The sequence below is a fragment of the Sorangium sp. So ce281 genome (assembly GCF_051527395.1).
In the GTDB taxonomy this organism is placed as follows: domain Bacteria; phylum Myxococcota_A; class Polyangia; order Polyangiales; family Polyangiaceae; genus Sorangium; species Sorangium cellulosum_B.
In genome coordinates this window covers 5,930,926-5,942,617 of the sequence record NZ_CP150322.1, presented here as the reverse complement: position 1 = coordinate 5,942,617, position 11,692 = coordinate 5,930,926, and the positions used below count along the sequence as shown (strand labels likewise).

Below are 11,692 nucleotides of genomic sequence, written 5' to 3'. Positions count from 1 at the left end.
GTCGCTCGTTTTTTGCTCGTTCCGGCGCCGCGCGCGTAGGGTCGCGCGCATGGAGTGGCTCGAGTCGATGCACCGCATCCGCGCGCTCAAGCTGGAGCTCGCGCGGATGGATCCACGGCGGGGAATGCCGATCGCACCGCCGGCCGGGGCTCCCGAGGAGGCGATCGCCGGCGTCGAGCGGCGCCTCGGGATGGCGCTGCCGCCGAGCTATCGGGAGCTGCTCTCGCGGCACGACGGCTGGCCGCAGCTGTTCGCCGGCGCCAGCCTGCTCGGGGTGCGCGCGCTCGCGCGCGGCTCGTACATGGACGTCGGGCGGATGGTGCTCGAGCACTGCGAGGGCGAGGAGGTGCGCGGCGCGGGCGAGCGCGGCGGCGGGTCGGCGACCGTGCGCGGCCGCTATGGTGCGCGGAGCGCGCTCGTCCCGTTCGGCATCGACGCGGCGGCCGAGACGGTCTTCGCGTGGGATCCCGAGGCGAGGACGCCCGACGGAGAGCTCGAGATCATCCTCTGGACGAACGACGTCGGGCTGCGCCTGTCGGGCTTCCCGGAGCTCCTCGACATGGTGAAGGACATGCTCGCCGCGGAGCTCGACGATCGCCGGAGGCGCGCCGCCGCGCAGGTCGCGCAGCTCGAGCCCGCGGCGCTCGCGCGCGGCGCGGTCGCGTCGAGGAGCCGCGTGCGCGCGGTGGCGGTGCCGCTCACACCTGCACCTCGCCCGTTCATGCGGAGCGCGCTCACGGGCTGAGCGAGCCTCGCCTCCCGAGCCTCGCCGCTGCGATGCCCGCGTAAGGCTGCGTCCAGGGGACAGGGCGCGCGCTCGTGCGCGCTCGTTACAGGCCGCACTCTTTGCGCGCCTCGCCCGCGGGCTCCGATGAGGACGAGCCGGTTGTTTCCGCGCGCAGCGTGGGACGTGGTGTACTAGGCGGACCATGACGGATGCCCACCAGCAGCAGCGCTACCGGGTCATCGAGCGGCTAGCTTCGGGCGGCATGGCCGAGGTCTTCCTGGCGGAGAGCGCCGGGATCGAGGGGTTCAAGAAGCAGGTCGCGATCAAGCGCGTGCTCCCGCACCTCAGCGAGAAGAAGCGCTTCATCGCGATGTTCCTCGACGAAGCGCGGCTGTCGGCGCACCTCTCCCACTCCAACGTCGCGCAGGTGTTCGACATCGGCGTCGGCGACAACGCGTACTTCATCGTGATGGAGTACGTGGACGGCGCCGACCTGAAGGCGGTCCTCGAGTCGATGCGCAAGGCCGGCCGCACCCTCCCGGTCGAGTCCGCCGTGTTCATCACGGCGAAGCTCTGCGAGGGGCTCACGTACGCCCACGAGCTCAAGGCGGTCGACGGGCATCCGCTCAAGATCGTCCACCGGGACATGTCGCCTCCGAACGTGCTCATCACGAAGTACGGCGAGGTGAAGATCGTCGACTTCGGCCTCGCCAAGGCGACGAGCCAGCTCGAGAAGAGCGAGGCCGGGATCATCAAGGGCAAGTTCAGCTACCTCTCGCCCGAGGCCGCGCAGGGCCAGGAGGTCGATCACCGCACCGACATCTTCGCGCTCGGCGCGATCCTCTGGGAGATGCTCTCCGGGAAGCGGCTCTTCCTCGGCGACACCGACTACCAGACGGTGAAGCTCGTGCAGCAGGCGCAGATCCCACCGCTCTCCGAGAGCAACAAGGCGGTCCCCCCCGAGCTCGATCGCATCATCGCCCGCTCGCTGGCCCGCGATCCCGGGGAGCGTTATGACTCGGCGCGCGAGCTCGGCCGGGATCTCACGACCTTCCTGTACAGGTTCGGCAGGCCCGTCAGCGCCTACGACATCGCCGAGCACGTCCGCAGCGCCATGGCGCTCCGGAAGCGGGCTCCCACGTCGGACAAGGCGTCGTTCATCGACCGGCTCATCGAGGAGACGCTGCTCGAGTTCACGTCGCTCCCGGACGACAAGGCGGCGCCGAGCACCACGCGCCTGAACGAGCCGCTCAAGATCTCGGCCTTCGAGGACATCGGCAAGTGGGCCGACGAGATCAAGCTCTCGGCGCCGGGGGACAAGCTCTCGGCGCCGGGGGAGGACGTCATGCGGCGATCCCTCGCCACCGTGTCGGTCGAGGAGGGCAACCTCGCCGCGCTCGAGGAGACGGGGTTCGGCCTTCCGCTCGCCCCTTCCTCCGGCGTCCCCTCGTCCAGGCCAGCGGGTGCGCTGCTCGCGCCACCTGTGCCGGCGCATCCGCCGCTCGAGAGGCGAGCCGTGCCGACCCTGGCCTCCCCGCAGCCCATACCCGAGATGCAGCGCCCTGCGCCGCCCACGCCGGCGCCTGTCGCGCCGCTCGTGCCGGCCGCGCCGCGCGACCTGGAGCCGGAGCTGGCCCCTCCAGCCAGGACCGGGGGCGGCGCGGTGAAGGCCGTGCTGCTCGTCGCCGCGCTCGCCGCCCTCGCCGCAGGCGCGTGGTTCGGCGGCCTGATCCCGCACTGACCCGCCGGAGGGGGCGTGCTCCTTGCGGCGCCCACGGCCGGGCCATGGGTGCGCTGCGTGCTGCGCGGCGGCGAGGTGCCCAGCGCGCGAGCGCTCGGCGCATGTCAGCGCGCGTCAACACGCCGCCCTCGCGAGGCGCGCCGCACCGTGATCGGTGTCGTGGCGCGCTCTCTCGCCGGATGCGCTACTCGGTCCCCTCCTCCTCGTCGTCCTCCTCGTCGTCCTGCTCCTCGAGCTCCCTCTCGAGCTTCTCGATCTCCTCGTCCTCCGAGTCGTCCTGGGCAGGAGCGGCGCGCCCTTCCTGGAGCGCCTTCTGACGCGCCTTCTCCGCGGCGGCGCGGGCCTGGGCCACCTTCTGCAGGATCGCCGGCTTGGGCGCCATCATCAGCGTCATCGTGCGCTGCTCCATCATGGGGCGCACCTCGACGTTCGCGATCTCCTCGCAGTGCTGGACGATCCAGTCGAGCTGCTCCTGCGCCTTCTCCGGGTGGGTGATCTCGCGGCCGCGGAAGCGCACCGTGAACTTCACCTTGTGGCCTGCGCCGAGGAACCGGTGAGCAGCCCTGGTCTTGAACTCGAGATCGTGGTCGTCCGTCTTGGGACGGAGCTTGATCTCCTTGATCTCCACCACACTCTGCTTGCGCTTCGCCTCGCGGGCCTTCTTCTTCTCGTCGTACTTGTACTTGCCGAAGTCGAGGATCTTGCAGACCGGGGGATCCGCCTTCGGGTTGACCTCGACGAGGTCGAGCCCCTTCTCCTGTGCTCGGCGCAGCGCCTCGTGGGTCTGCATGATGCCGAGCATCTCGCCATCATCACCGATGACGCGGATCTCCGGGACGCGGATGCGCTGGTTGATGCGGATCTGCGGCCCCCGCTGGGCCTGCCGAGGGTCGAAGCGTCTCATCGCCATGTGATATTTCGCTGCCTCCTTGTGTTCTGTGCTCTTGAAAGCGACGGGCCGCCGCTTCGCGACCGAGCCCGGTCGTGGCGTCCATCACGACGACAATGTCGCCTGACTCTGCGCCGCAGGCAACGGCAGCAAGCAGGACGAGCGCTGCGGCGCATCGGCGCTCCGGGCCATGGCGCGCCGGGCTCGACGGAAGTGGGGAAGGGGCTGCCGGGCGAGAGAGGCCGGCCGGAGCGGCAGGTCACGAACCCGAGGCGCTCACGGCGAGCCAGGAGAGCTTCCGCGCTGCGGCTCGCCGGTCGGCGAGCGCCGCGAGCCGCAGCGCCCCGAGGGCCTCGTCGAGGTCGCGCGACCGGAGGGCGGCCGCGGCGTTCGCCGAAGGGCCATCCGGAGCGCTCGCCCGGACCAGCCCGATCCGGGCCGAGTCGTCGCAGTGGAAGGGGGGGTGAAGATCGACGAGGCGCCCGTTGACGTGGGCGCCGAGGATGGGGCGGTTCTTGGCGATGTCGTCGGCGAGAGCCTTGCGCACCGAGGTGCGGGCCGCCGGGGCGGCCAGGGCTGTCTGATCGAGGGCCATGAAACCTCGCAGGCTAGGTCTCCTGCTGATTTGTAGGCGCGGCCGGTTTCGAACCGGCGACCCCTACCGTGTCAAGGTAGTGCTCTACCACTGAGCTACGCGCCTATGTCCCGCCCGCTCGGCCAGAGGCCGACGAAACGGAGAGCGCCTCCTATCAAGGGGGGGGATGTCCGTCAAGCGATATGTTTTGTGGAGGCGCTTTTCTCGTGGCGGCCTGGTGCATGGCGACTGGTTCCTGGTGAAGGCTCCGGCGGCGGCCGTCCTCGCCCCGCCGCCTCGGTCGAGCGGCCGGTTCGCCGGACCGTCGATGCCGTCGATGAGTCGACGGGGCCCGGCGGCAGCCACAGGCCGGGGCGCGGCAGGCTTCCACGACGCGCTCGACGCGCCGGGCGAGCGACCGTCGGCAGCCGCGCGCGGCGGAAGCTCATTGCGCGGTGGGAGCGTGAATTCTCTGAGTTACGTCCGGACACTGAAGAACACCGACGATCGCGATCGCCGCGCTACTCCAGGCCGGCCGCTGCGCGGAGGCCGGTCGCGCTCGCGCTTGACCTCGCGTGCGGCTCGGGCGACGAACGATGGGATGGCAGGGCCTGACGGTCTAGGCTCGCCGCCGGATCCGGCGGCGGTGATCGCACATATCGAGGTGGCCGCGGGGAGCGCGCTGTTCGCCGCGCACGCGGCCGTGCCCGGCAATCTGCCGATCGAGCGCGCCGGGTGCGCCTCCGAGGCGATCCGCGGCGCCGCCGCGCGCACGCGCGCCGGGCAGCGCGCGAGCGTCGTGCTGGGCGCCCACGAGCTCGTCGGGGCGCTCGCCGCGCTCGGCGAGGCGGCGGCGGTGCGGACGCCGGTCACCGTGCACGTCATCGAGCGGCGCGGCGGGCTCGCCGTCGGGCGCGACGAGCTCGCCCCTGCGCTCGACGTCGGCGCGGGGGTGCTCGTGACCTGGAGCAGCCAGGAGGCGGCCGACATGACGCTCGTCGCGCGGCGCGCCGCCGAGGACAGCGAGACGCCGTTCCTGCACCTCGTCGACGCGCTGCCGTCGGACGTGTCGGCCCTCGGCGGGGCGCGCGAGCTCGCGGCGCGCTTCCTCGGCTCCGAGCGGAGCGCGCCGACCTTCACCGACGCGGCGCCGGGCGAGAGCGACGGCGACGGGGGGCCTCGCCCGCAGGGCCGCGGCGTCGTCCGGAAGCGGGCCGAGCGGGGCTTCTGCGCGCGCGTTCCGTTCGCGCTCGCCAGCGCGATGCGGGAGCTCTGCGAGCTGACCGGCAGGCCGCTCGGGGCGATCGAGCGCGTCGACACCGCGGACGCGGAGGAGATCCTGGTCGTCGTGGGCTGCGCGTTCCCGGCGGCCCGCGAGGTCGTGCGCAGCCTGCGGGCGCAGGGCCGCCGCGTCGGCCTCGTGGGCCTACGCGCGCTCCGCCCGTTCTTCGGCGCCGACGTGGTGAAGACGCTCGGGCGGGCCAAGGCCATCGTGGTCCTGGAGCCGCTCGACGTGCCGCTCGCGCCGTACGGGCCCGTCGCCGCCGGGGTGAAGGCGGCGTTCGCGGACGCGCTCACCTGGGCCCCGGGCTTCCCCAGCGTCGGGCGCATCCCGCCGATCCTCTCCGCGACGTTCGCGACGATCGACGGCACCATCACCGAGCGCGACGTGCGCCTCTCGCTCGCGGAGATCGCGAGCGGGGAGCGCGCTCGCCGGCACATCGTGTTCGGCAGCGACGGCTGACGCCGCGCGGCAGCGGACGAGCGGCAGGGGACGCAAGCGCGGAAAGGGCCGCCAGGCTGCATTCCCCGGACGCCCGGGTGAGCCTGCCCGCCTAGCTCCTTGCGCGACCCCTGGATCCTGGGTATGGAGGCGGGCCCCGGGGGGTTGGGAGAGGCCCGCAATTTGCGGGCGAGCCCGTCGGGGCCCGGAGACACGCGTCACCTTGGCAAGCTCAAACTGGTTCCAGCCGAACGCCGCCCCCGGGCGAGCGGGCAACGCGCCCGCGACGCCGGTCGAAGGTCAATCGCCGCCGTCCGGAGGGCAGGAGGCGCCGCCTTCTTCGCCGTTCGGCGGAGGGGCCTTCCAGTTCCTCATCCTGGCGCTGCCGCTGCTGCTCATCTTCGTGATGACGCGGAGCCAGAGCAAGAAGCAGAAGCAGATCGAGTCGAACCTGAAGGCGGGCGACCGGGTCGTCACGCAGTCCGGGCTCCTCGGCAGGATCATCGACATCAGCCCGAACTCCCCAAGGGTCAAGCTGGAGATCGCCCCCGGCGTGAACGTGCAGGTCCTGAAGAGCGCGATCCAGGGCCCCGATCCGGGCGAGGTCGCGGCGGCTGACGCCAAGGTCGCCGACGCGGCGAAGGAAAAGAAGTCGTAGGCCGGCGCTCGGCCCAACAGGAAGCTTTTTTACCGCCCCCGCGGCGCGACACTCCATGCTCCTAAACATCTTCCAGTACGGGTTCGCCGGCGTCGCCGGCCTGTGCCTCCTCGGCGCGTGGCTCAGCCGAGCGAAGCGCAGCGTCTTCGCCTGGGCGGCGCTCTCCGCCGGCGCCGCCGCGATCGCGGCCCACTACCACGTGTTCTGGGCCCTCGCGACGTTCGGCCTGATGGTGCCGTGGGCGCTGCTCTGCGCCGGGCCGTGGATCGATTTCGCGTGGCGGGCAAAGACGGGCTTCGTGCTGTTCCTGGCGCTCGGCTCGGCGCTCGCCATCTACCCGACCTACCACGACGAGCGGTACGGCCGCCCCGTCCACACCGGCCTCTCGTCGGAGGAGGTCGCGGAGCAGGAGACCCAGGCGAGGGCCGGCGAGCTCGGGTTCAGCCGCTTCCTGACGTCGAACATCCCGTTCCGCCTGGTGCGCGGGCTCGATCTGAAGGGCGGCCTCCGCCTCGTCTACACGGTCGACGTTGACGAGGCGATCAGCGACAAGCGCGATCGGTACTACGACGACCTGCGCGCGGCGCTCGCGAAGTCGTTCGGGTTCCACGAGGGCGACAAGCCGCCGACGATCGAGGAGATGCAGAAGCTCCAGACGAAGCTCCGCATCGAGAAGTCGCGCGAGCAGGCGGACACGATCGCGATTACGTTCAACGACCCGGCGGACTCCGAGAAGATCAACGACGAGTTCCTGGCGAAGTTCCTGCACGAGCTGCAGCTCCAGCGCTCGGCGGATCGCCGCGTCGCGAAGTTCCGGATCCGCGACGAGGTCTCGAGCCACATCCGTGAGCGGGCGGTGACGCAGGCCAAGGAGACGGTGCTCCGCCGCGTCGACGGGCTCGGCCTCAAGGAGGCGAGCGTCTCCACGCGCGACGAGGACGTCATCATCGAGGTCCCCGGCGACGACGAGAGCGCGTTCACCACGATCCGCGAGATCATCAGCCAGACCGCGCGGCTCGAGTTCAAGATGGTCGACGACGACCAGGACTTCTTCGAGCCGATCGCGAGGAGCGCCAAGGAGGAGGACCTCCCGAAGGGGCTGACGTTCTCGATCGAGAACGCGCCGGTCGGCCCAGGGAAGACGAAGCCGGTCCACTTCGCCCGGATGGTGCGTGCCGAGCACGAGGAGATGCGCGACACGCTGAAGCGGCTGCGCGAGTGGGTCGGGACGCTCCAGGTCCCGGCGGACAACGAGGTCGGCTTCGGCAAGCTGTACGAGTTCAACGAGGAGAAGGACGCCATCGAGGAGATCGGCTGGCGGACGTACTTCCTCTTCAGCAAGGCCGAGATCACCGGTGACATGGTGCGCGACGCGCAGGCGCTCCCGGATCAGAGCGACGGCGGCCTCGGCGGCTGGTACGTGTCGATGGATTTCACCCCGACCGGCGCCGACCGGTTCGAGGACATCACCGGCAGGAACGTCAAGCGGCGGTTCGCCATCATCCTCGACGAGAAGGTCGAGAGCGCGCCGGTCATCCAGACCAAGATCGGCGGCGGCCGCGCGCAGATCACGATGGGCTCGCAGAACCCCGATCAGCAGCTCCAGGACGCGCGCAAGCTCGAGCTGGTGCTCCGGTCGGGCGCGCTGCCGGCCCCGATCTCCCCCTCGAACGAGCAGCGCATCGGCCCGTCGCTGGGCAAGGACGCGATCCAGCAGAGCATGAAGGGGGCCATCGCGAGCGGCGTGCTCGTCGTCGTGTTCATGGTGGTGATCTACAGCCGCGCCGGGCTCATCGCGGACGTCGCCGTCATCTTCAACCTCATCCTGCAGGTCGCCGTCCTCGCGATGTTCGGGGCGTCGATGACGCTGCCCGGCATCGCCGGCCTGGTGCTCACCATGGGCATCGCGGTCGACGCCAACGTGTTGATCAACGAGCGCATCCGGGAGGAGCTGAGGAACGGCAAGAGCCCGCGCGCCGCGGTCGACATCGGTTACGACAAGGCGTTCAGCGCCATCCTCGACGGCCACGTGACCACGCTGATCTCGGGGCTCATCCTGGCGCAGTACGGCACCGGCCCCATCAAGGGCTTCGCGATCACGCTGATCGTCGGCATCGCGATCAGCCTGTTCACCGGGGTCGTCTGCACCCGCCTGATGTTCGACTGGGCGGTCCGCGGCCGAAAGATCAAGACGCTCTCGCTCGGCTGAGAACGAGGGCGCGCGAGCCGATCTCCGACCTTATGAGGGAGAACGCGCGAGCGGCTCTCCGATTGAGACACGACGATGGAACTCATCAAACCTGGCCGTCAGTTCGACTTCATGGGCAAGCGCTGGCTCTTCATCGGGCTCAGCGCGGTGCTGCTCATCCTGTCGATCATCTCGTTCATCGTGCCGGGGCCGAAGCTCGGGACCGATTTCAAGGGAGGCACCGAGGTCGAGGTCGCCTTCCGGGCTCCGGTCTCGAGCGCCGAGGTCCGCGAGGCCGTCACCAAGGCGGGCTTCGACGCCCCGGACGTCGTGTCCGTCGCGGATCAGACCAACCCGAACCGCTACCTCATCCGGGTCCACGAGGTCTCCACCCTGTCGGAGCAGCAGAAGGCCGCGGTGCGCGACCGGATGTGCCTGCCGCCGGAGAACGGCTCCGTCCCCGAGGACCGCTGCCCGCCCGCCGTGCGCGCCACCGAGGTCAAGTTCAGCCCCGGCGGCGACAAGATCTCGACGCGCTACGACACCGCGCCCGACCTGGAGGGGATCAGGAAGCAGCTCGAGGGCATCGAGGGGGTCGAGCTCAGGGCCGGCGCGAACAACCCGCTCATCGTGAGCGAGCGCGACCACAAGGTCGAGCTCCACCTGAAGTCGAAGGGCGACCAGCTGATGGATGGCCTCCGGCAGCACCTCGGCGCGGACAAGGTGCCCGAGCAGGCGCTCCGGGTCGAGTGGATCGGCCCGAAGGCCGGCGCGCAGCTGCGCGACGCGGCCATCAAGAGCGTCGCCATCACGATCTTCTTCATCATGGCGTACATCGCGTTCCGGTTCGACATCCGGTTCGCGCCCGGCGGCATCGTCGCGCTCGTGCACGACGTCGGCATCGCGCTCGGCGCGATGGTGATCACGCAGCGGGAGATCACCCTCTCCACGGTCGCCGCGCTGCTCACGATCGTCGGCTACTCGATCACGGACACGGTCGTCGTCTACGACCGGATCCGCGAGAACCTGGGGAAGCACCGCGACATGAGCTTCGCCGCCGTCATCAACTTCTCGCTCTCCGAGATGCTCGGGCGCACGATCCTCGTGTCGATGACGACGCTGCTGTCGCTCGTCATGTTCCTCTTCTATGGCACGGGCGTCATCAAGGACTTCGCGTTCACGCTCGTCGTCGGGATCGCCGTCGGCACGTACTCGTCGATCTACGTCGCGGCGCCGCTCACCGAGTGGATCGACCGCCGGTTCTTCGGCGCGAACCCGGGCAAGCGCAGGAAGGTCAGCCGCGTCCGCACGCAGAAGCGCGCCGACGCGGTCGTCTGAGCGCCTCGCCGTGGCCGCGCGTGGCCGCGCGGCCTGAACCGCCCCAGGCCATGGACGCACCCACCCCGTCGGTGTACCCGCTTCTCTGATGAGCACCGCCACGGAGGCCTGGAGGGAGCTCCCCGAGCGCGAGGCGCCGGCCTCGCCCGCGGCCGGGGGCGCCGCGCCCGTCGCGGATCCGGGCGAGGCGCCCGCCGAGGCGCTCGTGATGGCGCGCCAGCTGGGGCTGTCGATCACGGTAGCGGACATCCTGCACCGGGCCGGCTGGGCGCCTGACGACGCGACCCGGCGCTTCCTCGACCCGCGGCTCTCGCACCTCACGTCGCCCGACGCGATGGCCGATCGCGAGGCGAGCGCGGAGCGGATCGCGCGCGCCGTGCGCGCCGGCGAGCGGATCGCCGTCTTCGGCGACTACGACTGCGACGGGATCACCGCGACCGCCATCATGACCGGCGGGCTGCGCGCCCTCTCGGGACAGGTGGTGCCGCTCCTCGCGACGCGCACCGAAGGCAGCTACGGCCTCTCGGCGCCCGCGCTGGAGCGCGTGATGCGCGCCGGTCCCACGCTGCTCGTCACGTGCGACTGCGGATCCAGCGATCACGAGCGGCTGGCCGCGGCCCGCGCGGCCGGCATCGACTGCGTCGTCATCGATCACCACCTCGTGCCGGCCGAGCCGCTCCCCGCGATCGCCTTCCTGAACCCGCACCGCGCCGATTGCGGCTTCCCGTACAAGGGGCTCGCCTCCTGCGGGCTCGCGCTCTCGCTCCTGGCCGCCGTGCGCAAGAAGCTCGGCTCGTCGCTCGATCTCCGCCCCTACCTCGACCTCGTGGCGATCGGCACGGTCGCCGACGTCGCTCCGCTGACCGGCGACAACCGCGCGCTCGTGCGGGCCGGCCTTGGCGTGCTCCAGACCGGGCCCCGTCCAGGGCTCCGCGCGCTCGCGGCGCTCGCCAACCTCGATCTCGGGCGCGGCGCGTCCGCTGAGGACGTCGCCTTCCGGATCGCGCCCCGCCTCAACGCGCCCGGTCGGCTCGGCGATCCCGACATCTCCCTGGAGCTCCTGCTCGCGCACGACGGCGTGACCGCCTCCGCGCTCGCCGCCACGGTGGAGCAGGCGCAGATGAAGCGGCGCGCGATCCAGGACGAGATGCTGACCTCCGCGCTCGCCGAGATCGAGCGCGCCGGGTTCGATCGGGATCCTGCGATCGTCATCGCGCGGCAGGGCTTCCACCCCGGCGTGGTCGGCATCGTCGCCGGCAGGATCACGGGCCGCTACGGCAAGCCGACGATCGTGATCGCGCTCGAGGGCGCGAAGGGGCGCGGCTCGGTGCGCGGTCCAGCGGGCGCGCGACTCCACGACGCGCTCACCCGGTGCCGCGCCGAGCTCGTCGGCTTCGGCGGCCATCAGGCCGCGGCCGGCGTCGAGGTGCGCGCCGATCGCGTCGAGGCGCTCCGGGCGGCGTGGTGCGACGCCTTCCGCGAGCAGGACCTCCCGGCCGCCGCGGCGGTCGCGGCCGCCCACGTCCGGCTCGACGATCGCGACGATCCGGCGGCCGTGGCGCGCGATCTCGAGCGGCTCGAGCCGTGCGGCGAGGGCAACCGCCCGTCGTACGTCCTCGTGGCGGGCGCGGCCGTGCGCTCCGCGAGGAACCTGAAGGGCCACCTCAAGCTGGAGCTCACGTTCGCCCGCCGCGAGATCTCGTGCTTCGGGTTCGAGCTGGGCGAGCTCGCGCCGCGGTTCACCGGCAAGCGCGTCGACGTGGTGGGCCGCCTCCGGCGCGACGCCTGGCGCGGCGGGGACGCCGTCGAGATCAGGATCGAGCACGTCGCCGCGTCCGCCTGAGCGTTCGCGGC

General features: G+C 71.3%; 9 protein-coding genes and 1 tRNA gene. 7 read left to right on the top strand and 3 right to left on the bottom strand.

Translation table 11 applies throughout. From position 1 onward, the window contains the following. Window positions 1–49: 49 nt before the first annotated feature. Entirely contained in the window at window positions 50–745 is a 696-nt protein-coding gene (locus tag WMF27_RS22525; RefSeq protein ID WP_437766841.1) for an SMI1/KNR4 family protein, read from the top strand. 184 nt (window positions 746–929) lie between these two features. Continuing rightward, window positions 930–2,468: a serine/threonine protein kinase gene (locus tag WMF27_RS22520; RefSeq protein WP_437766842.1), complete on the top strand. Its 1,539-nt coding sequence runs from the start codon at window positions 930–932 to the stop codon at window positions 2,466–2,468. A gap of 184 nt (window positions 2,469–2,652) precedes the next feature. Here the strand turns inward: WMF27_RS22520 and infC are convergent, their stop codons facing one another. The 3 genes from infC to WMF27_RS22505 form a co-directional block, all read right to left on the bottom strand. Then, window positions 2,653–3,372, bottom strand: coding sequence for a translation initiation factor IF-3 (gene infC, locus WMF27_RS22515; protein WP_437766843.1), 720 nt, complete (start codon window positions 3,370–3,372; stop codon window positions 2,653–2,655). A gap of 244 nt (window positions 3,373–3,616) precedes the next feature. Next, window positions 3,617–3,952, bottom strand: a complete 336-nt coding sequence (locus WMF27_RS22510) for a hypothetical protein (protein ID WP_437766844.1) — start codon at window positions 3,950–3,952, stop codon at window positions 3,617–3,619. 33 nt (window positions 3,953–3,985) lie between these two features. Further along, window positions 3,986–4,057 (bottom strand) — tRNA-Val (locus WMF27_RS22505). Window positions 4,058–4,532: 475 nt separating this feature from the next. Here WMF27_RS22505 and WMF27_RS22500 point away from each other — a divergent pair. The 5 genes from WMF27_RS22500 to recJ all read left to right on the top strand — a co-directional run bounded on the left by WMF27_RS22500 (window position 4,533) and on the right by recJ (window position 11,681). Then, the gene (locus WMF27_RS22500; RefSeq protein ID WP_437766845.1) at window positions 4,533–5,675 is read left to right on the top strand and encodes a transketolase; all 1,143 of its coding nucleotides are present in this window, start codon (window positions 4,533–4,535) and stop codon (window positions 5,673–5,675) included. Window positions 5,676–5,877: 202 nt separating this feature from the next. Next, window positions 5,878–6,312, top strand: a complete 435-nt coding sequence (yajC, locus tag WMF27_RS22495; protein ID WP_437766846.1) for a preprotein translocase subunit YajC — start codon at window positions 5,878–5,880, stop codon at window positions 6,310–6,312. 55 nt (window positions 6,313–6,367) lie between these two features. After that, window positions 6,368–8,521 (top strand): protein translocase subunit SecD, encoded by a 2,154-nt coding sequence (gene secD / locus WMF27_RS22490; RefSeq protein ID WP_437766847.1) that lies wholly within the window; start codon window positions 6,368–6,370, stop codon window positions 8,519–8,521. A 75-nt stretch (window positions 8,522–8,596) separates the two neighbouring features. After that, window positions 8,597–9,838: a protein translocase subunit SecF gene (gene secF, locus WMF27_RS22485; RefSeq protein WP_437766848.1), complete on the top strand. Its 1,242-nt coding sequence runs from the start codon at window positions 8,597–8,599 to the stop codon at window positions 9,836–9,838. Between the two features lie 88 nt (window positions 9,839–9,926). Continuing rightward, window positions 9,927–11,681, top strand: coding sequence for a single-stranded-DNA-specific exonuclease RecJ (gene recJ / locus WMF27_RS22480; RefSeq protein WP_437766849.1), 1,755 nt, complete (start codon window positions 9,927–9,929; stop codon window positions 11,679–11,681). The last annotated feature ends 11 nt before the right edge of the window (window positions 11,682–11,692 follow it).